Raw genomic sequence first — 20,528 nt, 5'->3', positions numbered from 1 at the left:
GAGCGAGATCGTCTCGCTCCGGCGGTTTCGGATGGCCGTGCATATGGATCAGGTGGGGCTATTTGTCAAAGGGTCGACGGCCTACCCGAAAATCACCGCCATCTGGATCGCGTCTATGAACCGGCCGTCGATCTTCACCGCATCGCGGGCCACGCCCTCGCGCACGAAGCCGACCTTTTCGTAGAGCGCAATCGCCCTCGGATTGTCCGCATGCACATGCAGTTCGACGCGATGCAGGCCGAGTTCGCGGGCCGCATCGAGGGCTGCCGTAATCAGCCGCCTGCCCAGCCCCCTGTCGCGATAGGCCGGCATGATGCCCATGCCGAGCGAGCCGCAATGGGCATGCGTTTCACGGGCATTGCGGCGGATGTCGCACCAGCCGACCACCTCACCGTCGACCACCGCCACGACTTGCGGATGGCCCTCGACGATATTGCTTTTCACGAACGCACGCACCGAATCGAGTGGCGGCGCTTCCAGAAAGGTCAGATATTTCCGCTCCCGGGAAACCGTATCGAGAGCCCTGTGAAAGCTCTCGACATGGTCTTCGCGGATCGGCTCGATGGCGATCTCTTCGGTCACCTCACGCCGCCTTCGTCTCGCGCTTGCGCGCCAGATGCGCCACCACATTCTCGATCATCCGCATGCCCGCGTCGCCGCCGAGCGTCATGATCGATTCCGGATGGAACTGAACGGCCGCGACCGGCTCCTTCACATGCTCGATGCCCATGATCGTCCCGTCCTCGCTTTCGGCGGTGATCATGAAGTCGGGATCGAGCGTCTTCGGATCGGCGAAAATCGAGTGATAGCGCCCGACCGTCACCTCATGCGCCAAGCCGGAGAAGACGATGCCCGGCTCCAGCACGCGGATGCGCGACGGCTTGCCGTGCATGGGGATGGCCAGATGCCTCAGTTCGCCGCCATAGGCCTCGGCAAGCGCCTGCAGGCCGAGGCAGACGCCGAAGATCGGCAAGTGCCTTGCCCTGGCCTTCTTGATCGTCGCCTTGCAGTCGAAATCCTGCGGATTGCCGGGGCCCGGCGAAAGCACGACGAGATCGGGATCGAAGCGCTCGAACACCTCTTCCGGCACCGGCGTGCGCACGGTCGAAACCGTCGCGCCCGTCTGGCGGAAATAGTTGGCGAGCGTGTGGACGAAACTATCCTCATGGTCGACGAGCAGGATCTTCACGCCCTGTCCGACGCGGGCCACGTCTCGGCCGGCCTTGGCGGCATTGCCCGTGCGGGCGTCGCGAATGGCAGCAATCATGGCGGATGCCTTCAGTTCGGTTTCTGCTTCTTCCTCGTGCGGATCGCTGTCGTTGAGCAGCGTCGCGCCTGCCCTGACCTCGGCGATACCGTCCTTGACGCGGATGGTGCGCAGCGTCAGCCCGGTGTTCATGTCGCCGTTGAAGCCGACCATGCCGATCGCCCCGCCATACCAGGCGCGCGGGCTCTTCTCGTGGTTCTCGATGAAACGCATCGCCCAGAGTTTCGGCGCGCCGGTCACGGTCACCGCCCAGGCATGCGACAGGAAGCCGTCGAAGGCATCCATGTCTTCCCGAAGCCGTCCTTCGATATGATCGACCGTGTGGATGAGGCGCGAATACATCTCGATCTGCCGCCGGCCGATCACCTTCACCGATCCCGGCTCGCAGACTCTGGACTTGTCGTTGCGGTCGACATCCGAGCACATGGTGAGTTCGGACTCGTCCTTCTTCGAGTTCAGGAGTTTCAGGATCTGCTCGCTGTCGGAAATCGCATCCTCGCCGCGCTTGATCGTGCCGGAGATCGGGCAGGTCTCGATGCGGCGGCCCGATACCCGCACGAACATCTCCGGCGAAGCGCCGATCAGATATTCCTGATGGCCGAGGTTGATGAAGAAAGAATAGGGCGACGGGTTGATCGCCTTCAGCCGATTGGAAATCTCCGAAGGCTTCGAGTCGCAGCGCTCCATGAACTTCTGGCCGGGCACCACTTCAAAGAGATCGCCACGCCGAAAACTTTCCTTCGCCCTTGTGACCAGTTCGGCATATTCGCCGGGCTTGTGGTCGCCCTTCGGCGGGATCACGTCGGTACGCTTGAAGGGATCGGGCGCGATATCTCCCGCCTTGCCGTCCGTCGTCGCGCCGTCCTTGGAAAAGTCGTAGCGGTCGATCCAGGCCTTGGCGGCATGGTGATCGACGACGAGGATTTCGTCCGGCAGGTAGAGCACCATGTCGCGCTGGTCTTCCGGCCGCTGCATGGAAAGCTTGATCGCGTCGAACTGGAAGGCAAGATCGTAGCCGAAGGCGCCGAAGAGGCCGATCGCCGAATCCGCGTCCGAATGGAAGAGATCGACGATGGCGCGCAGCACGGTGAACACCGTCGGCATCTTGGAGCGCTCTTCCTCCGTGAACACGCGGGAAGGCTCGTTGACGGTCAGGTCCAGGCGGCGCGCGGTTCGGCTTCCGAGGGTAATCTCGGAAACGGTCTGCAGCCGGTCGGCGACGAAGCCGAGCAGCACTTCGCCGCGCTCGTTATAGGCTTCGATCCAGACCTTGCGGCCATTGCAGGAAAGCCCTAGCGGCGGATCGACGATCGCAGTATCCCAGCGGGTATAGCGGCCGGGATATTCATAGTTCGAGGAGAAGACAGCACCGCGCCGCTCATCGAGCCTGTCGACATAGGAAGAGATGGCGGTCGCATAATCTGCCGCGCGCCGCTGCCGGCTGACGGTAATCCCGCCCCGCGTCTCGTAGGTTTCCGAACCGTCATCCCGAATGATCGTTACCATATCTGCCTCTCCGATCCTGTTCGTTTGCCGCAATGCCCGGTCCCCTTGCGGCCAACAAAAAAGCCGCCTCGGTTCTCGGGCGGCTTTGTGTCGTCTTGTCGATGGACATGACTGGTCAAGGCCGCGCGAAGCGTGCCCACCACCAGTTGCCGATGTTCATCGAAATCGTCATGGGCGGAATTGTTAGCGTGGGTCTTTAAAACGCGCAAGCAAATTTCTTGGCGCTTCGGATGCGACCAAATCCGGCTTCGCGCGTTGCCCTCCCCGGATTACGGTTTGAAGAAGGAAACAGGCATGCAGCGATCCTGGTTGGCACTTCTGTTAGGCATCCCCCTCCTGATGAGCGCCAGCCTGCCCAGTAAAGGTCCTCTCCCAGCCAAAAAGCCCGACACACGAACCGAGGCGCAGGAGCCTGCCAAGCCAACGGAACCGCCCACCTCCGAAACCATTCCAAAGCCGGAACCCAAACCCGAAACGCCATCGACAACGCCGGAGAAAGAGCCCCCGTCCGCGGACACCCCTCCTCCCGGCAAGCAGGAGGACGACAAGCAGGAGGCGGAGGTTCCCCCGCCACCGCCCCCTCCTCCGCCGCTCGAAGAGGAGGACCCCGAAAAACTCAAGGCCTGCCTGGCGGAACTCACCGCGCTCGGCGCCAAATTCCGGACTGCTGAGCCCATTGACGACGGCAAGGGCTGCGGTATCAGGCAGCCCATCGAGGTTTCCGAGGCGCTTCCCGGCATCGCGCTGGGCGGCGCGGCGATGCGCTGCAAGACGGCGCTCGCTATGGCCCACTGGCTGAAAGATACCGTCCAGCCGGCCTTGAACATCGCCATGCCGGGTCGCAGGATCGCCGGCATCGTGCCGGGCTCGACCTATGACTGCCGGCTGCGCAACGGGGCCTCCACGGGCAAGATCTCCGAGCACGCACGCGGCAACGCCATCGATGTCGCCGCCTTCAAGCTCGACAATGGCGAGACGCTGGAGATGAAGCCGCGCGCGGAGGATTCCACCATGGAAGGCGCCTTCCAGCGCACCGCCACGGCCGGCGCCTGCCTGCATTTCACCACCGTGCTTTCTCCCGGCAGCGACGCCGCTCACCAGGACCACCTGCATCTCGACGTGCTGGAGCGGAAGAACGGGTATCGTTATTGCCGGTGAGGTTTACTTACCTTCTCCCCGCCGGGGAGAAGGTGGTCCGAAGGACCGGATGAGGGGGGCGGAGCCGGTAAGTGTCCAACCTCAAAACAGCCCTTCCACATACCCATCGCCGTTCAGGAAAATCCGTTCGGCGGAAGGAACGCGCGGCAGGCCGGGCATGGTCATGATCTCGCCGGTGATGGCCACCACGAAGCCGGCGCCCGCCGAAAGCCGAACCTCGCGCACCGGCACGATATGCCCCTCCGGCGCGCCGCGCAGGTTGGGATCGGTGGAGAAGGAATACTGCGTCTTGGCCATGCAGACCGGCAGATGGCCGTAGCCCTGCTCCTCCCATGTCGCGAGCTGGTCGCGCACCGCCTTGTCGGCCGTTACCTCGCCCGCATGGTAGATTTTCGTGGCGATCGTCTCGATCTTCTCCATCAGCGAAAGACTGTCGGGATAGAGCGGCTGGAATTTCGCCTGCCCGCCCTCGGCAAGCTCCACCACCTTCCAGGCGAGTTCCTCGATACCGGCCGAGCCCTCCGCCCAATGGCGGCAGAGGATCGCCTCCGCGCCATGTCGCGCGACATAGTCCATCACCGCATCCACCTCGGCCTGCGTGTCGGAGGTGAAATGGTTGATCGCGACGACCACCGGAACGCCGAACTTTCGCACGTTCGCGATATGCCGGCCGAGATTGGATGAACCCCGGACAAGCGCCTCGACATTCTCCTGGCCCAAATCCTCCTTCTTCACGCCGCCATTCATCTTCAGCGCGCGGACGGTCGCGACGATCACCGCCGCATCCGGCTTCAGGCCGGCCTTGCGGCACTTGATGTCGAAGAATTTTTCCGCGCCGAGATCGGCGCCGAAGCCCGCCTCCGTTACCACGTATTCGCCGAGCTTCAACGCCGTCTTGGTGGCGATCACCGAATTGCAGCCATGCGCGATATTGGCGAAAGGCCCGCCATGCACGAAGGCGGGGTTGTTCTCCAACGTCTGCACGAGGTTCGGCTGCATGGCGTCCTTGAGCAGCACGGTCATCGCGCCATCCGCCTTGAGGTCGCGCGCGAAGACCGGCGTGCGGTCGCGTCGGTAGCCGATGATGATGTCGCCGAGCCGGCGTTCCAGATCGCGAAGGTCGGAAGCGAGGCAGAGGATCGCCATCACCTCCGAGGCGACGGTGATGTCGAAGCCGCCCTCCCGCGGAAAGCCGTTGGCGACGCCGCCGAGCGAGGCGACCACTTCGCGAAGCGCCCGGTCGTTCATGTCCATCACCCGCCGCCAGGGAATGCGGCGCACGTCGATATCGAGCGCATTGCCCCAGTAGATATGGTTGTCGATCATCGCCGCCAGCAGATTGTGGGCGGCGGTGATCGCATGGAAATCGCCGGTGAAGTGGAGATTGATGTCCTCCATCGGCACCACCTGCGCATAACCGCCGCCGGCCGCCCCGCCCTTCACCCCGAAACAGGGCCCGAGCGAAGGTTCGCGCACGCAGACGATGGCGCGCTTGCCGATGCGGTTGAGGCCATCGCCGAGCCCCACCGTCGTCGTGGTCTTGCCCTCGCCGGCCGGCGTCGGATTGATGGCGGTGACGAGGATCAGCTTGCCGTCCGGCTTATCGGCAAGCGAGGCGATGAACCCGGCGCCGACCTTCGCCTTGTCGTGCCCGTAAGGCGCCAGTTCGCTCGCGGGAATGCCGAGCTTCGCGCCGATCTCCACGATCGGCCGCTTCTGCGCCGCCCGCGCGATCTCGATGTCCGACTTCACCTCCGCCATGCTGCTGCGCCCTCCGCTGATCGCTTCTGAATATCGGAGGAGTTCCGGAGTGTGAATAGCTTCCGCTCGATTGAAGTGTTGCATTTCAACCACATTCATTAACTTGACTAATTTTGTCAGATTCAAACTTGACTAGAATACCCAAGATTAATTAACTCCCGAAGCTGCCTCCGCTTCCGCGGAGAGACAATCGAAACTGTCGTGCCACGCCGCACCTCCGCGAAGCTGGCACAATCCAATTTTTGAGGGACTTATGGGCTGGGGATTATCGTCGCACGCGCGCCTGCTGAACGGAACGGCCATTGCCGTCTTGCTATCCGTCTCAGGTCCGGCCATCGCGCAACAGGCAACCACGAACGAGGCGCCCGCTGCTCAGGGTACCGTTCTCGAAACGATCAATGTCCAGGCGACGAAGCAGGGCCGCGTCGGGGCCGCGCCGCAGACCCAGACGACCGAGCGTCCCAAACTCGAGCAGCGCATGGTCACGGACTTCAAGGATTTCGCCCGGCGCGTCGATGCAGGCGTGAATTTCAACAGCAACACCAACAGCATCAACATGCGCGGCCTGCAGGATAACCGGGTTTTGACCACCATCGACGGAATCCGTCTTCCGTGGCTGACCGACCCGCGGGATAGCGCCAGGGGCGGTGTAAACTCGTTCGATTTCGATAGCCTCTCGGCGGTGGATATCACCAAGGGCGCCGATTCCAGCCGCTTCGGCTCCGGCGCACTCGGCGGGGTCGTCGAACTGCGCACGCTCAATCCGGAAGACCTGATCGAGGACGGCAAGTCCTACGGCGCGATGTGTATAAGAGACAGACCTATGACAGCGCCGATCAGAGCGTCGGCGGCAATGCCGCGGTGGCCGGGCACTTCAATGATAGCTGGCTCCTCGTCCAAGGCGGCTACAAGAAGGGCCATGAGATGGACAATAAGGGCGAGATCGGTGGTTACGGCACGACCCGTACGGAAGCCAACCCCGCCGACTTCGTGCAGAAGAACCTGCTCGTCAAATTTCACCAATACCTCGAAGGCGGCCACCGCTTCGGCCTCACCGGCGAAATCTACGACCGCGATGAAGACATCGACAACATGCGCGGCTCGACGAGCAGCTATCGGGCAGGCTCGCTCAAAAGCGGCGAAGACGTCAACCGCAAGCGCATTTCCGGCTCCTATGACTTCATCTCGCCGGATGGCACCGATTGGGTCGATCAGGCAAGCATCACCGCCTATTGGCAGAAGGAGCGCCTGAACAACACGACCGATGGTTTCCGCATTCCCAGCGCACTTGGCAGAATTATCCCAGGCGACCCCTTCTTCTACGGCCGTCCATTCGGTGTTTACAAGCGCGACAACATGCTGGAGCAGACCTCCTATGGCATCACCGGCAACGCCTCGAAGGAGGTCGAGCTTGGCGGCGTAGCGCACGAATTCCGCTTCGGTGGCGAACTTTACTGGCAGGATACTCATCAATATTCTTGGGGCCAGGATAATTGCCCGGATGCCGACTGGTCGACTATCCCGATGCCTTTCGGCCCGCAGTCTTGCCGCATGCTGCATTCGAACGCATCCGACATGCCGGATGTCGATAGTGTTGCCTTCGGCTTCTATGTGGAAGACGACATCAAGTTCATGGATGATCGCCTGACGATCACCCCCGGCGTCCGCTTCGACTGGTACAGGCACGATCCGAAATCCACGGCCGCCTACGAGGACAGCCCGAACTTCGATACCGCTTACCTGCAGTCGACGGACGATTTCGGCGTCTCGCCGAAACTCCGCGCCTCGTGGAAGGCAACCCCTGAGCTGGAGCTTTACGCCCAGTACGCACGGGGCTTCCGCGCGCCGACAGTGCTGGAACTCTATCAGAATTACGGCGCACCAGGCTCCTACGCACGGGTCGGCAATCCGGAGCTTGAGACTGAAACCAGCAACGGATTTGAGATCGGCGCGCGCTATGCGGCGACCGACTATGCCGTATCCGCGACCGTCTTCAACAATTACTACCGTAACTTCATCGACACGGTGATGCTCGCCCCTCCTGGCGGCGAATATCCGATCGGCGGCGTGACCAGCTATGACAACCTCGATCGGGTGCAGATCTACGGCATCGAGCTCAGCGGCGAGTGGCGTTTCCAGGAGAATTGGCGCACCTGGGGTTCGCTCGCCTGGACCCATGGCAAGAACACCGATACGGACGAATACCTGAATTCCGTGGCTCCGCTGCGCGCCATCGTTGGGCTCGGCTATTTCACCGAGACCTGGGGAACCGACGTCTCGCTGACCATGGCGGGCGCCCGAAACAAGGTGAGCGGCACCGGCTTCAAGGCCCCCGGCTACGGCATCGTAGACGCCACCATCTGGTGGGCCCCCGAGCGGATCGGCGATATCGACGTCTCCGGCCTCAAGGTACAGGCCGGCGTCTTCAACATCTTCGACAAGAAGTATTGGGACGCTGTCAGCGTGCCGGACAGCACCTCGCTTGCAAGCCGCGATTTCTACAGCGAAGCCGGACGTTCCTTCCGCGTATCCATCACCAAGAAGTTCTAAGCAGCTTCTTCATGCAAAGCCGAACGCTGCATCTCCTCCGATGCGGCGTTTTGCGTTGCCGGCCATGTCTTGCCCCCGTCACGATCGCCGATTAAGAGGCTGCGGCCCCGAAAACGAGGGCTTGCATGACATCAACAAGGGAAAATCGATGAAATCGCTGGAACTGCTGGTCGAGAAGATCATTCTTTCAAGCCGCTGGATTCTTGTCGCCTTCTATCTCGGCCTCGTGGCGGCGCTGGCTGTCTATGCGCTGTCCTTCGCACTGAAATTCGTGAAGGTGGCGCAGAACGTGTTCTCGGCCGACGAGGCCGATATGATCCTCGCCATGCTCGGCCTCATCGATGCCGCACTCGTCGCAAGCCTCATCGTGATGGTGATGATCTCGGGATACGAGAACTTCGTCAGCCGCTTCGACGAGACGGAAGCCGACGTTTCCTTCCTCGGCAAGCTCGATGCCGGCAGCCTGAAGATCAAGGTCGCCTCCTCGATCGTGGCGATCTCTTCGATCCACCTGCTGCAGATCTTCCTCAATGCCAACCAGTACAGCGATGCGAAGCTGATGTGGTACACCATCATACACCTCGCCTTCGTGGTTTCCGCCGTCATGCTCGGCTGGCTGGAACAAATCATGGCGAAGGCCAAGGGCAGCAAGGACGCCGACAAAATCTAGCTCTTCCGATATTCTTTAAAGCTGTAAAGCCCTGCCATGCCGGGCTTTTTTTCTGACTGCTTCGCCAGAAGATGGATCAAACGGAAAATGACCAGGACGATCCCGAAGCTGTTGGCGGCAAAATCAAAGGTGATTATTTATCACAATTTCGTGGAGCCTGCAGTTCTAAGGTAAATTCCGCTGGCTATCGGGGACAAATAATATATTTGTTAAGGATAACATAAATGCATATCAGTTTTAGGCTAGATGATATCCCTCGAACGGCAGACGATCCTCAGCAGCGAGATTTCCGCTGCCGACTCCCGGGTCGGCATACTTGCTGCTTGGAAGCGGATAGCTTTTGAATTCTCGTTCGATCACGTAACGGTATTCAAGGCGCCGCGCCGTGATGAGATGCTGTTGTCTCCGCTGCTCATCGAGACGAACCTCCCGGAAGATTATCTGAAGGAATTCGACCGTCAGCGCTTGCTGCGCAGGTCGCCGGCCGTCCGCAGGCTCACAGAATCCGGCGTCCCCTTCTGCTGGTCGATCGACGAGAAGAATGACGATCTCGCCATTCCGGAGCCGATAGTCGAACTGCAGCACCGCTTCGGCATGCCCACGCATCTCGCAATGGGGCTGACCTCGGTGGACGGCGAGCGTTTCGCGCTGCATTTCGCCGGGTCTCGCCGGCTTCCGAGGCAGGTGGAAATCAACGAGCTCACCATGCTCTCCCTGCAGGCCTTCGATGTTTTCGATCGGATTCGCCGCAGCAGCCGCGCGAATGTTTCGGGCCTGTTGAGCAGCCGCGAACTCGAAGTCGTCCGCTGGACCGCGCAAGGGAAGACTTCCGTTGAGATCGGCCGTATCCTGTCGCTCTCCGATCATACGGTGAATGCCTATATGACCAATGCGATCAAGAAGATGGATTGCGTGAATCGCACGCAATTGGTAGCAAAGGCGATCAGGTTGAAACTGATCGTATAAGGATCGGGGAAGTATACCCCGGCCGATGGGGAGATATCGATTGCCATTATGGCTTGAGTTCACCCGGGGAACAAAGAACAGACAGAATGAAGCTGTCGGTTTGAGCGATGCGGAGGTTGTGGAACTTGCCACGGCGTTCCGGCCGTTCGGCTTCTGGCGCTTCGATATCGATAGCGGCCACCTCTTCGGCACCGAGGACATCAGTCACATCTTCGGTCTCGATCCGCATGACGGCCCGATGAATCTCGTGGCCGTCGGCGCGCGCATCCATCCCGACGACATGCCGCTCCTGATGGAAACCTTCGAGCGGGCAAGCGCCGGCCGGCTGACCTACCACAATATCTACCGGGTCAGGAACAATGCAGACGGTTACAAATACGTCCGCACGGTCGGCAAGTACCGGGAAAGGCCCGGCACCGCCGGAGAGGTCGTCGGCATCACCTACGAATTCTTCGAGCGGCGGCCGGGCGTCAGCTTCTTCCTGGATGACGCGCCGATGGATGATTGAGCGAGCGCCGGGGCCGGATGCAGCACGCACCCGGCTCCCGGCTCCGTCAACCTATCGATCCAGCACGGAGCGCACTTCCACCAGGTTTGACCGGGCGCGCAGGATGTAGAAGCCCATGGTCGCAAGATGCGTCGGCATGATCCAGCCGTCCTCCCGGCCGTTCGAGATGATCGCCGGCTGGATGCGCAGCGCCGCCTGGAACTGCGCCAGCGTCTCGGTCCAGAGCGGGCCAAGATTGCGCTCGCGAATGACCTGGCTGAAATCGGCGCCTGCCGCCGAAAGCACCGCGTAATACCCGTAGAGCTGGCCGTAAGCGAACCAGAAGCGGTCGTCGGCGCGGGTATCGAACCAACCGCCATTGTAATGCTCGGAGCGCTCCCGCAGGATGGCCGAGGTTCCGCCGAGATCGTTGGCGATCCGGTCGATGAACTGGATGAGGTTGTCGGCGCGGCTGTCGAAGGTGGCGTTGCAGGTGGCGAGATCGCGGTTGAACTTGCGAAGCTGCTCTATGGCGCTGCGGTAGTAGCTCGGCGTCGGCGTCTTCGGCCCGAACGGATCAAGCCCGAAATACCAGGAATATTCGTCGAACTGCAGGTTGCCGCGCGCATCCTGCAGGTCCTTGTTGACCCCCGACGTACCCCGCACGCGGCCGAGCGTATCGACAAGCTCCACGGCGGTGCGGCGCACCACCTGGTTTACGCCGCGCTGGAAGGAGGCCTTGTTGTCGAGGAAGGGCGTATTATCCCAGTCGATGCCGAAGAAGCCCAGCCGGTAGAGTACCATCGAGGATATCCAGGCATTCTGGTTGACGTTGACGTCGGTGAGGTCCGCCACCACGTCGACGATCCCGGAGGATTGGCACTGCTTGGCCGCGGGCGTTGCGGCGGCCGGTGCGTCCGGGCTTGCCGGAGCCGGTGTCGTCAGCTCCAGCCCGGCGGGCACCGTTCGTTCCGAAAAGCGGTAGTTCTCGACGAAGTTCGGGTTGAAGCCCGTCCAGATCTGGGTCTGGACGAAGAAATAGCCGTAAAGGCCGACGAGCAGCACGAGCGCCGCCAGGATCGGCCCCTTCACCATCCAGTGCCGCCGGGCATACCACCCGCGCGCCGCCAGGAAAGGCCAGCCGAGCCATGCGAACAGCAGCCCGAACCCTCGTCCGATCGCCTCGAAAACCCGTCCGAAAAACTGCTTTATCGAATCCAGCATGGATTGCCCCTGGTTGGTCCTGCACCTTCAGGTAATGGGCCGCGACGCCCTTGTCGAGGTAAGCTTGTCGAGGCAGGCGTCGAAACGGCTGTGAAAAGCCTGATCGATCAGGTTTCGTCGGCGCTCGATCTCGCCGATCGAAAGCATGCCTTTTTCCGAAAGCGCCACGAGCGGCACGATATGCGGCCACGAGCCGGCGGCCCCTGTCGAAGATGGCAAGGTCTGATTCGCGGCCGGCCGCAGAGCGTCCCGAAGCACCAGGGCGCGCTCCGTTTCGATCGTAAGCTTGTTGATGAGCACATTGGCCGCGCCCATGCTTTCATTCACGGCGTCGAGAAAGCTCTGGAACAGCCCGGCGAACCGGGCGAAGACGGCGGCTGCCTGCGGCCTTGAGCCGGCATCCTCATCCGCCTGCAGCAGGGCTTCCAGCGCTTCGCCGCGGCGGTCGATGAAGCGGGTCAAGTCCGCTTCGGAAGCGTTCCGGCGTTCGATGAGGAATTGTCGATGCTCCTCAACCAGCCCGAAGAGCATGTCCAGCTCGGCAAGACATGTCTCGATCCCGTGCTCCAGCGAAAGCTGCCGCCAGCGCCTCTCCCGCGCGCGGTGCGCGGCGTTCGGGGAAAGGATTGCGAGATACCGTTCGTAGCGGTTCGGCGTATCGCGGTTTTCGTAAGCGGCAAGGCTCCGGTCCAGAATATGGGAAAGCCGGGCGGTCAGCCGGGCAAGCCGCGCTTCGGCCTCCCGTTCATGCTTCAGGATTTCGGCAATGCGCCCCTCCTCGGCGGCAAGCATCGCCTCGTCCGCCACGCGGAACTTGTCGGCGGCCTTGGCAAACGCCGACGCGGATTGGCCCACAGCCTCGCGCACTCCGGCGAGAAGCTCGCCGATAGCCTCGATCTCGCTGTCGCCCGCCGATTGCCCTGCCATGCCCCTCGTCCTCTCGGCCAATAGATAAAGCCGTTTCGGGAATTTGCCACGGCGATTTTTCCGCCGAGCCGCTCAGTCGCAGCGCATCTTCTCTTCCCAATGGCGCCGGCAGAGCGAGACATATTTCTCGTTGCCGCCCACCTCCACCTGGGCGCCTTCGCGCACCACCTCGCCCGCTTCGTCGACCCGCACCACCATGGTGGCCTTGCGCCCGCAAAAGCAAATGGTGCGCACCTCGCGCAGCTCGTCGGCGATCGCCAACAGTTCCAGCGAGCCCGGAAAGAGTTTCCCCTGGAAATCCGTCCGCAGCCCGTAGGCCATCACCGGTATGCCGATCCGGTCGGTGATTCGCGCAAGCTGCCATACCTGTTCGGGAGAAAGGAACTGCGCCTCGTCCACGAAAACGCAGGCGATCGGCTCCTCATTGTGCATGCCGGCGATGATCTCGAACAGGTTGTCGGCCGCCTTGAAGGGAGTGGCGTCGGAGGAAAGCCCGATCCGCGAGGCGACACGGCCGGCGCCTGCCCGGTCGTCAACAGCCGCGATGAAGATCGCGGTGCGCATCCCGCGCTCCTGGTAATTGTAGGATGCCTGCAGGAGCATGGTGGACTTGCCTGCATTCATCGTCGCGTAATGGAAATAGAGCTTGGCCATGTCCGTCTTCTGAAACGCGCTGGGCAGGGAGAAAAGAAGCTTGTGGCGATAACCACAGATTTCCGCTCGACCTCATCCCCCAATAGGCCGATCATCGAAAATGTCGCAAATCGCAGTGATCGCACGCCGCGAATGCGCGCGCTTGCCTGATTTCAGCATATATTGATAATGGCCAGGGAACATAAAAAAGGGAGCCGCATCATGCGCATGACGAAAACGTTGAAGATCACGCTCGCAGCCGCCGTCTCCGCCCTGGTCCTGGGCGGCGCCGCGTCTGCAGCGGAACCGGAAGCTTGCGGCTCCGTCCGGTTCTCGGATGTCGGCTGGACCGATATCACGGCGACGACGGCCACGGCGACGGCGCTTCTGAAGGCTCTCGGCTACGAGACCGACGTGAAGGTTCTTTCCGTGCCGGTCACCTACAGCTCCCTGAAAAACAAGGATATCGACGTCTTCCTCGGCAACTGGATGCCGACGCAGGAAGCGGATGTGCGCCCCTATCTCAACGACAAGTCTGTCGAGTCCTACGGCCCCAATCTGGTCGGCGCGAAATATACGCTCGCCACCAATGCCAAGGGTGCCGAACTCGGCATCAAGGACTTCAAGGATATCGCCGCCCATAAGGAAGAGCTCGGCGGCAAGATCTACGGCATCGAGCCGGGCAATGACGGCAACCGGCTGATTCTCGACATGGTGGAAAAGGGCACTTTCAATCTCGGCGATTTCGAAGTGGTGGAATCCTCCGAGCAGGGCATGCTGGCTCAGGTGGCGCGCGCCGACAAGAGCGGCGAGCCGGTGGTCTTCCTCGGCTGGGAGCCCCATCCGATGAACGCCAATTTCAAGCTCACCTATCTTTCCGGCGGCGATGAGGTCTTCGGACCGAATTTCGGCGGCGCCGAGGTCTATACCAATGTCCGCGCCGGCTACACCGAAGAGTGTCCGAATGTCGGCACGTTCATCAAGAACCTGAAGTTCTCGCTCCCCATGGAAAACGAAATCATGGGCGGCATATTGAACGACGGCAAGGAGCCGGAAGCGGCCGCCACCGAATGGCTGAAGGCCAACGGCTCGGCCGTCGAGCCCTGGCTTGCCGGCGTCACCACCCGCGATGGCCAGGACGGCCTTGCCGCCGTCAAGTCCAAACTCGGCCTCTGACGGCCGATCGAATGCCCGGGCGGCCACCGCCCCGGACCCTCGCCCTATCTTCCTTTCTTGAGCGGACGTGTCTTCAGTGAATTGGCTGACCGAATACCGCATTCCCATCGGGCCCTGGGCCAAGTCCTTCGTGGATTGGCTGACGGCGAACGGCGACTGGTTCTTCGACTGGCTGTCGTCGGTCCTGTCCGCCGTCATCAATGGCCTGCTCTTCATCCTGCAGTTTCCGCATCCGCTGATCGTCGTGGTGCTGATGACAGGCCTCTCCTGGCTGCTGCGCCGCTCCGTGGGCGCAGCGCTCTTCACCTTCTTCGGCCTGCTCGTCATCATCAACCAGGGTTACTGGAAGGAGACGACGGAGACACTGGCGCTGGTGCTCGCCTCGACCGCCGTCTGCATGGCGGTCGGCGTGCCCCTCGGCATCGCGGCCGCTCGCCGCGAATGGATCTACGGGATCATGAGGCCGATCCTCGATCTCATGCAGACGATCCCGACCTTCGTCTACCTGATCCCCGCCCTCATCCTCTTCGGCCTCGGCATGGTGCCGGGCCTGATCGCCACCGCGATCTTCGCCATCGCCGCGCCGATCCGCCTCACCCGCCTCGGCATCGTCTCCACACCGGAGGCACTTACTGAGGCGGCGGTTGCCTTCGGCGCCACGCCCGGCCAGGTGCTGCGGAAGGTGGAACTGCCCTTTGCCATGCCGCAGATCATGGCGGGTCTCACGCAGACCATCATGCTCTCCTTGTCTATGGTGGTCATCGCCGCGCTCGTCGGCGCCAACGGTCTCGGCGTGCCCGTGGTACGCGCGCTCAACACCGTCAACATCGCCCGCGGCTTCGAGGCGGGGCTGTGCATCGTCATCCTGGCGATCATCCTCGACCGGATGTTCCGCACATCGAAGGGAGAAGGCGCATGAGCGACGCGGTGACCTTCGGCAATGTCGATATCGTCTTCGGCAACAATCCGGAACAGGCGCTCCCGCTGGTGGACCAGGGCAAGACCCGCGACGAGATCAGCGCCGCCACCGGCATCGTGCTCGGCGTCGCAAATGCCTCGCTCTCCATCCGGGAAGGCGAAATCCTGGTGCTGATGGGCCTTTCCGGTTCCGGCAAATCGACCCTGCTGCGCGCCGTCAACGGGCTCGCCCCGGTCGTTCGCGGCAGCGTCAGCGTTTCAACGCCCTCCGGCCCGGTCGATCCCTACAAGGCAAGCGCCAAGGCGCTGCGCCACCTGCGCATGCATACCGTATCCATGGTGTTCCAGCAGTTCGGGCTCCTGCCCTGGCGCACGGTCGCGGAAAACGTCGGCTTCGGCCTTGAACTGGCGGGCGTCTCCGACGCGGAACGAAAGACGCGTGTCGGCGAACAGCTCGAACTGGTCAACCTAACGCAATGGTCCGGCCGCAAGGTGGGCGAGCTTTCAGGCGGCATGCAGCAGCGCGTCGGCCTTGCCCGCGCCTTCGCCACCGGCGCGCCCATCCTGCTCATGGACGAGCCTTTCTCCGCGCTCGATCCCCTCATTCGCACCCGCCTTCAGGATGAACTCCTTGAATTCCAGCGGCGTCTGAAGAAGACCATCCTCTTCGTCAGTCACGATCTCGACGAAGCCTTCCGGATCGGCAACCGCATCGCCATCATGGAGAGCGGGCGCATCATCCAGTGCGGCACGCCGCAGGAAATCGTCCGGGCGCCCGCCGACCAGTATGTCGCCGATTTCGTGCAACACATGAACCCGATCAGCATGCTGACCGCCGGAGACGTCATGCGCGCCGGCGTCACCAGTGCCTCCGGCGCCGCCGGCGTCACGGCAACCGCGCGGCGCGACACACCGCTCGTCGATATCCTGGATGCGCTTTCGCGCCAGCCGGGCGCCGTCGGCGTGGTCGATAACGGTTCGGTCGTGGGCACCATTTCCGCCGAGGAGATCATCGCGGGCCTCACGCGCCACCGACGGCGCTGAGATCGAAGGAGGTTCGGCTTCCCCCCTGCCCCGGCCGGTGCTATCCACGCCGCTTGAGAGGCGCCGAGCGATCGGCCCTGTTACATTCAGGAAGCGACTGATGGCAGACAAACCGCAGGTCCTGCGCGAAACCGACGACGAGGCTCGCCGTCTGGCGCGCCTGCTGGTGCGCGGCGCGCGCTTCATGGCGCTTGGCGTCATCGATCCCGAAACCGGCTTTCCCTCCGTCAGCCGCGCGCTCACGGCCACGGATTTCGACGGCGTGCCGGTGATCCTGGTTTCCGCGCTTTCCGGCCATACCAAGGGGCTCGCCGCCGATCCGCGCTGCTCGCTGCTGGCCGGGGAGCCCGGCAAGGGCGATCCGCTGGCGCACCCGAGAATCACCCTCCAATGCCGTGCCGACACCGTCGAGCGCGACACGGAGGATCATGCCCGCATCCGCCACCGCTTCCTGGGCCGGCACCCGAAAGCCTCCCTCTATGTGGATTTTCCGGATTTCCGCTTCTTCCGCCTGCTCCCGCAAACCGCTTCCTTGAACGGCGGCTTCGGGCGCGCCTACGTTCTGGCAGGCTCCGATCTGCTGATCGAGGAGCCGGGAAACGGCCGGGAATGGCTGGAATTGCAGGACCGCTTGAAGGAGATGGCGGAAGCCGCCGCCCTGTGTGCCGAACAATGGGGAGCTGAAAAGGGAAGGCCCTGGCGCTTCGCGGGTGTCGACCGGTCCGGCGTCGATCTCGTCGGCGGCGATCTGCACTTCAGGCACGAGTTCGCAACCCCCGCCGCTTCACCAGGAATTGTCTTTGATTGTATTTCAAATGTCGCTAAAGTAATACCATTACCCGAAAATTAGGGATGTACAACCCAAGCCGCCTCCTGTTAACTTTTTGCCCGTTCAGGCTGGGGCGATTTTTGAAGCGGGTGCCCGCTTCTAGGGGAAGAACAAACATATGGACACCATGACACTATCCGAGCATTCGACGGCCGCTGCTGGCCTGTTGTCTGCTATGGCGAATCCGAAAAGGCTGATGATTCTCTGCTGCCTGGTACAGGGCGAGGTTGCAGTCGGCGCTCTGGCAACCCGGGTCGGCCTGAGCCAGTCCGCGCTGTCGCAGCACCTTTCCAAGCTGCGCGCGCAGAAGCTGGTGAAGACCCGGCGTGACGCCCAGACGATCTATTACTCCAGCTCATCGGAACCGGTGTTGAAGATACTTCGGACGCTCGAAGAGATTTATTGCGCGCCTGAGCAGAAGAAATCCGAGGCGGCCTGACCGCCGCTTGGTAAGGCAAGCGCCCATCCTGTAGAACGGCCTCCGGCACGCGTTGCCGGAGGCCGTTGTCTTTTGTCTCCCCGTTCGGTCTTATCCCACGGGTTTGCCCGCGGCGCATGCCGCTTTTTCTCCCGGAAACTTCGCAATTTGTCCGGTTGACGGCCCGAAAGCCGCTGATAATTTGACCGTATAGTCAAAACCGCGCGCAGCGGCTGATGGGGGAAATGCCCTCCCCGGAAGGGCTACGGAGAACAGCATGTCCAACCGCCTCAACACCACGCCCAATGATCTCAGGGCGTTCTGGATGCCGTTTACGGCAAACCGCCAGTTCAAGAAGGAACCGCGCCTCTTCGTGAGCGCCAAGGACATGCACTATACCACCCATGACGGCCGCCAGGTACTCGATGCGACGGCGGGCCTCTGGTGCGTGAATGCCGGGCACTGCCGCCCGAAGATCACCGAGGCGATCCGCGAACAGGCGGGCGAACTCGACTATGCGCCCGCCTTCCAGCTCGGCCATCCGAAGGCCTTCGAGCTTGCCAATCGCCTGGTCGATATCGCGCCGGAAGGCCTTAACCACGTGCTCTACACCAATTCCGGCTCGGAATCGGTGGATACGGCGCTCAAGGTGGCGCTTGCCTATCACCGCGCCAAGGGCAACGGTTCCCGCTTCCGTCTGATCGGCCGCGAGCGCGGCTATCACGGCGTCAATTTCGGCGGCATTTCCGTCGGCGGCATCGTCGCCAACCGCAAGATGTTCGGCACGCTGCTGACCGGCGTCGATCACCTGCCGCACACGCATCTTCCCGGCAAGAACGCCTTCACCCGCGGCGAGCCGGAACATGGCGCCGATCTCGCCTCCGAACTGGAGCGGATCGTCACGCTCCACGACGCTTCGACCGTCGCCGCCGTCATCGTCGAGCCCGTCGCCGGCTCCACCGGCGTGCTGATCCCGCCAAAGGGCTATCTCCAGAAACTGCGCGATATCTGCACCAAGCACGGCATCCTGCTGATCTTCGACGAGGTCATCACCGGCTTCGGCCGTCTGGGCGAACCCTTCGCCGCGCAGTATTTCGGCGTGACGCCCGATATCATGACCACCGCCAAGGGCCTCACCAACGGTGTGATCCCCATGGGCGCGGTCCTCGTCACCTCCGAAATCCACGACGCCTTCATGAACGGCCCGGAACATCTCATCGAGTTCTTCCACGGCTATACCTATTCGGGCAATCCGATCGCTTCTGCGGCCGGGCTCGCGACGCTCGAGACCTACAAGGAAGAAGGGCTGTTCGAGCGCGCCAAGGAGATCGCCCCCTATTGGGAAGAAGGCCTGCATTCGCTGAAGGACGTGCCGAACGTCATCGACGTTCGCAACATCGGCCTGATCGGCGCGATCGAGCTGGACCCGATCGCCGGCGAGCCGACCAAGCGCGCCTTCTCCGCTTTCCTGAAGGCCTATGAGGACGGATTGCTGATCCGCACGACGGGCGACACCATCGCCATGTCGCCGCCGCTGATCGTCGAGAAGCACCACATCGACGAAATCTTCGGGAAACTGCGCGAAATTCTTACGAACGGCATTTGAATCGCGTTTTCGAGGCCCGTTCTTTGCAAAATTTAGCAAAAACGGGTCCCGTTCTGCGAACTTCTTGCGGAATCGCAGCTAAGTTCCTAAGAATGTTTCGTTCCGCTCGAAGTCAAACTTGACCGGACGGATATGTGTCATGGAAAGCGCAAGCCGTTTTCCGAGCAGGGCATGTACAAAAACAAGAACTTAGGGCGCATCGCCTGAACTTTTTTCAGAGCGGCGCGCCCGGCGGGTCAAGGACCCATCCAAGGAGGACGAAATGAATCTCAAGACGCTTCTGGCGGCCACCACCCTCGCTTCTCTTGCATTCGCGCCGCTCGCTCATGCGGAAATCGTCATCGGCCTCGTCGCGCCGCTGACCGGACCGGTCGCCGCCTATGGCGACCAGGTCAAGAACGGCGCCGAAACCGCGGTTGCGGAAATCAACAAGAACGGCGGCATTCTGGGCGAGCAGGTCGTGCTCAAGATCGCCGATGACGCCGGCGAGCCCAAGCAGGGCGTTTCGGCCGCCAACCAGCTCGTCGGCGAAGGCATTCGCTTCGTCGTCGGTCCGGTTACCTCGGGCGTCGCCATGCCGGCTTCCGATGTCTTCGCTGAAAACGGCGTGCTGATGGTGACGCCGACGGCGACCACGCCCGCGCTCACCACCCGCGGCCTCGCCAATGTGCTGCGCACCTGCGGCCGCGATGACCAGCAGGCAGAAGTCGCCGCCAAATACGTGCTGGAAAATCTCAAGGACAAGCGCGTCGCGATCATCAACGACAAGGGCGCCTACGGCAAAGGCCTGGCCGATGCCTTCAAGGCCGTCCTGAATGCCGGCGGCGTGACCGAGGTCATCAACGATTCCGTGACCGTGGGCGACAAGGATTACAGCGCACTCACCACCCGCCTGAAATCCGAAAACATCGAAGTCGTCTACTTCGGCGGCTATCACCCCGAAGGTGGCCTGCTCGCCCGCCAGCTCTCCGATCTCGGCGTGAAGGCGACGATCATCGGCGGCGAAGGCCTCTCCAATACCGAGTTCTGGAATATCGGCACCAGCGCGGCCGCCGGAACCATCTTCACCAATGCCTCGGACGCCACCAAGAACCCGGCTTCCAAGGGTGCTGTCGATGCGCTCACCGCCCGCAACATTCCGGCGGAAGCTTTCACGCTCAACGCCTATGCGGCCGTTGAAGTGCTCAAGGCCGGCATCGAGAAGGCCGGCAAGGCGGATGACTCGGAAGCCGTCGCAACGGCTCTGAAGTCGGGCGAACCGATCAAGACGTCGATCGGCGATCTCACCTACGGCGAGACCGGCGATCTTTCCTCACCCGCCTTCTCGCTCTTCAAGTGGGAAGACGGCAAGATCGTCTCCCTCGAATAGTCAAAGCATCGACGGGGGC

18 protein-coding genes and 1 pseudogene are annotated in these 20,528 nt (G+C 62.1%); 13 read left to right on the top strand and 6 right to left on the bottom strand.

Annotation, left to right across the window (positions count from 1 at the left end; genetic code table 11):
- Nucleotides 1-81: 81 nt before the first annotated feature.
- Both ACE04I_RS23310 and ACE04I_RS23305 read right to left on the bottom strand, forming a co-directional pair.
- Nucleotides 82-630 carry a GNAT family N-acetyltransferase gene (locus ACE04I_RS23310; RefSeq protein ID WP_487207642.1) on the bottom strand — a complete coding sequence of 183 codons (549 nt, stop codon included), beginning with the start codon at nt 628-630 and terminating at the stop codon, nt 82-84.
- The gene (locus ACE04I_RS23305) at nt 584-2,773 is read right to left on the bottom strand and encodes an anthranilate synthase (protein WP_046797780.1); all 2,190 of its coding nucleotides are present in this window, start codon (nt 2,771-2,773) and stop codon (nt 584-586) included. Before ACE04I_RS23305 ends, ACE04I_RS23310 begins: the two co-directional genes overlap by 47 nt.
- Nucleotides 2,774-3,067: 294 nt before the next feature.
- Here ACE04I_RS23305 and ACE04I_RS23300 point away from each other — a divergent pair, with 294 nt between their 5' ends.
- Nucleotides 3,068-3,931, top strand: a complete 864-nt coding sequence (locus ACE04I_RS23300) for an extensin-like domain-containing protein (protein ID WP_487207641.1) — start codon at nt 3,068-3,070, stop codon at nt 3,929-3,931.
- A gap of 81 nt (nt 3,932-4,012) precedes the next feature.
- On the opposite strand, the gene ACE04I_RS23295 is transcribed toward ACE04I_RS23300, so the two are convergent.
- Complete coding sequence (locus ACE04I_RS23295) at nt 4,013-5,692, bottom strand: formate--tetrahydrofolate ligase (RefSeq protein WP_137326827.1); 1,680 nt, start codon at nt 5,690-5,692, stop codon at nt 4,013-4,015.
- A gap of 253 nt (nt 5,693-5,945) precedes the next feature.
- On the opposite strand from ACE04I_RS23295, the pseudogene ACE04I_RS23290 reads away from it, so the two are divergent.
- The 5 genes and pseudogenes from ACE04I_RS23290 to ACE04I_RS23270 form a co-directional block, all read left to right on the top strand.
- Nucleotides 5,946-6,422 (top strand): annotated as a pseudogene (locus ACE04I_RS23290) (TonB-dependent receptor plug domain-containing protein); the annotation flags it as partial.
- A gap of 74 nt (nt 6,423-6,496) precedes the next feature.
- Nucleotides 6,497-8,242 (top strand): TonB-dependent receptor domain-containing protein, encoded by a 1,746-nt coding sequence (locus tag ACE04I_RS23285; protein WP_487207640.1) that lies wholly within the window; start codon nt 6,497-6,499, stop codon nt 8,240-8,242.
- Nucleotides 8,243-8,390: 148 nt separating this feature from the next.
- Nucleotides 8,391-8,912 (top strand): TIGR00645 family protein, encoded by a 522-nt coding sequence (locus ACE04I_RS23280; RefSeq protein WP_082118359.1) that lies wholly within the window; start codon nt 8,391-8,393, stop codon nt 8,910-8,912.
- A gap of 246 nt (nt 8,913-9,158) precedes the next feature.
- Complete coding sequence (locus tag ACE04I_RS23275) at nt 9,159-9,878, top strand: helix-turn-helix transcriptional regulator (protein ID WP_046794367.1); 720 nt, start codon at nt 9,159-9,161, stop codon at nt 9,876-9,878.
- Nucleotides 9,879-9,978: 100 nt separating this feature from the next.
- The gene (locus ACE04I_RS23270) at nt 9,979-10,386 is read left to right on the top strand and encodes a PAS domain-containing protein (protein WP_052760392.1); all 408 of its coding nucleotides are present in this window, start codon (nt 9,979-9,981) and stop codon (nt 10,384-10,386) included.
- Between the two features lie 51 nt (nt 10,387-10,437).
- Here ACE04I_RS23270 and ACE04I_RS23265 read toward each other — a convergent pair whose 3' ends face one another.
- The 3 genes from ACE04I_RS23265 to ACE04I_RS23255 all read right to left on the bottom strand — a co-directional run bounded on the left by ACE04I_RS23265 (nt 10,438) and on the right by ACE04I_RS23255 (nt 13,170).
- The gene (locus ACE04I_RS23265) at nt 10,438-11,589 is read right to left on the bottom strand and encodes a DUF2333 family protein (RefSeq protein WP_046794369.1); all 1,152 of its coding nucleotides are present in this window, start codon (nt 11,587-11,589) and stop codon (nt 10,438-10,440) included.
- Nucleotides 11,590-11,616: 27 nt separating this feature from the next.
- On the bottom strand, nt 11,617-12,516 hold the full coding sequence (locus ACE04I_RS23260) for a hypothetical protein (RefSeq protein ID WP_046794370.1): 900 nt from the start codon (nt 12,514-12,516) through the stop codon (nt 11,617-11,619).
- 72 nt (nt 12,517-12,588) lie between these two features.
- Nucleotides 12,589-13,170 carry a thymidine kinase gene (locus ACE04I_RS23255; protein WP_046794371.1) on the bottom strand — a complete coding sequence of 194 codons (582 nt, stop codon included), beginning with the start codon at nt 13,168-13,170 and terminating at the stop codon, nt 12,589-12,591.
- A 201-nt stretch (nt 13,171-13,371) separates the two neighbouring features.
- Between ACE04I_RS23255 and ACE04I_RS23250 the strand changes: the two genes are divergently transcribed.
- The 7 genes from ACE04I_RS23250 (at nt 13,372) to ACE04I_RS23220 (ending at nt 20,509) form a co-directional block, all read left to right on the top strand.
- Nucleotides 13,372-14,325: a choline ABC transporter substrate-binding protein gene (locus ACE04I_RS23250; protein WP_046794372.1), complete on the top strand. Its 954-nt coding sequence runs from the start codon at nt 13,372-13,374 to the stop codon at nt 14,323-14,325.
- A 76-nt stretch (nt 14,326-14,401) separates the two neighbouring features.
- Nucleotides 14,402-15,244 carry a choline ABC transporter permease subunit gene (gene choW / locus ACE04I_RS23245; RefSeq protein ID WP_137326826.1) on the top strand — a complete coding sequence of 281 codons (843 nt, stop codon included), beginning with the start codon at nt 14,402-14,404 and terminating at the stop codon, nt 15,242-15,244.
- Complete coding sequence (gene choV, locus ACE04I_RS23240) at nt 15,241-16,287, top strand: choline ABC transporter ATP-binding protein (RefSeq protein ID WP_046794374.1); 1,047 nt, start codon at nt 15,241-15,243, stop codon at nt 16,285-16,287. Before choW ends, choV begins: the two co-directional genes overlap by 4 nt.
- Before the next feature lie 100 nt (nt 16,288-16,387).
- Nucleotides 16,388-17,137 (top strand): HugZ family pyridoxamine 5'-phosphate oxidase, encoded by a 750-nt coding sequence (locus ACE04I_RS23235; RefSeq protein WP_046794375.1) that lies wholly within the window; start codon nt 16,388-16,390, stop codon nt 17,135-17,137.
- A gap of 97 nt (nt 17,138-17,234) precedes the next feature.
- Entirely contained in the window at nt 17,235-17,555 is a 321-nt protein-coding gene (locus tag ACE04I_RS23230) for an ArsR/SmtB family transcription factor (RefSeq protein ID WP_046794376.1), read from the top strand.
- A gap of 256 nt (nt 17,556-17,811) precedes the next feature.
- The gene (gene aptA, locus ACE04I_RS23225; RefSeq protein ID WP_046794377.1) at nt 17,812-19,140 is read left to right on the top strand and encodes an omega-aminotransferase AptA; all 1,329 of its coding nucleotides are present in this window, start codon (nt 17,812-17,814) and stop codon (nt 19,138-19,140) included.
- A gap of 262 nt (nt 19,141-19,402) precedes the next feature.
- The gene (locus tag ACE04I_RS23220) at nt 19,403-20,509 is read left to right on the top strand and encodes an ABC transporter substrate-binding protein (protein ID WP_046794378.1); all 1,107 of its coding nucleotides are present in this window, start codon (nt 19,403-19,405) and stop codon (nt 20,507-20,509) included.
- Nucleotides 20,510-20,528 lie beyond the last annotated feature (19 nt).

It is taken from the genome of Rhizobium moroccans, from assembly GCF_057559155.1.
Note: the sequence above shows the minus strand (reverse complement) of the source record. Positions and strands in the feature narration are given on the sequence as shown.

Excerpts from the sequence above, each read along its gene's own strand:
- ACE04I_RS23280 (WP_082118359.1), top strand. The coding sequence starts at position 8,391 with ATGAAATCGCTGGAACTGCTGGTCGAGAAGATCATTCTTTCAAGCCGC.
- ACE04I_RS23295 (WP_137326827.1), bottom strand. The coding sequence starts at position 5,692 with ATGGCGGAGGTGAAGTCGGACATCGAGATCGCGCGGGCGGCGCAGAAG.
- aptA (WP_046794377.1), top strand. The coding sequence starts at position 17,812 with ATGTCCAACCGCCTCAACACCACGCCCAATGATCTCAGGGCGTTCTGG.
- ACE04I_RS23310 (WP_487207642.1), bottom strand. The coding sequence starts at position 630 with ATGTGGTGGCGCATCTGGCGCGCAAGCGCGAGACGAAGGCGGCGTGAG.
- ACE04I_RS23255 (WP_046794371.1), bottom strand. The coding sequence starts at position 13,170 with ATGGCCAAGCTCTATTTCCATTACGCGACGATGAATGCAGGCAAGTCC.
- ACE04I_RS23230 (WP_046794376.1), top strand. The coding sequence starts at position 17,235 with ATGGACACCATGACACTATCCGAGCATTCGACGGCCGCTGCTGGCCTG.
- ACE04I_RS23260 (WP_046794370.1), bottom strand. The coding sequence starts at position 12,516 with ATGGCAGGGCAATCGGCGGGCGACAGCGAGATCGAGGCTATCGGCGAG.
- ACE04I_RS23235 (WP_046794375.1), top strand. The coding sequence starts at position 16,388 with ATGGCAGACAAACCGCAGGTCCTGCGCGAAACCGACGACGAGGCTCGC.
- choV (WP_046794374.1), top strand. The coding sequence starts at position 15,241 with ATGAGCGACGCGGTGACCTTCGGCAATGTCGATATCGTCTTCGGCAAC.
- ACE04I_RS23300 (WP_487207641.1), top strand. The coding sequence starts at position 3,068 with ATGCAGCGATCCTGGTTGGCACTTCTGTTAGGCATCCCCCTCCTGATG.
- ACE04I_RS23275 (WP_046794367.1), top strand. The coding sequence starts at position 9,159 with ATGATATCCCTCGAACGGCAGACGATCCTCAGCAGCGAGATTTCCGCT.
- ACE04I_RS23265 (WP_046794369.1), bottom strand. The coding sequence starts at position 11,589 with ATGCTGGATTCGATAAAGCAGTTTTTCGGACGGGTTTTCGAGGCGATC.
- ACE04I_RS23250 (WP_046794372.1), top strand. The coding sequence starts at position 13,372 with ATGCGCATGACGAAAACGTTGAAGATCACGCTCGCAGCCGCCGTCTCC.
- ACE04I_RS23220 (WP_046794378.1), top strand. The coding sequence starts at position 19,403 with ATGAATCTCAAGACGCTTCTGGCGGCCACCACCCTCGCTTCTCTTGCA.
- ACE04I_RS23305 (WP_046797780.1), bottom strand. The coding sequence starts at position 2,773 with ATGGTAACGATCATTCGGGATGACGGTTCGGAAACCTACGAGACGCGG.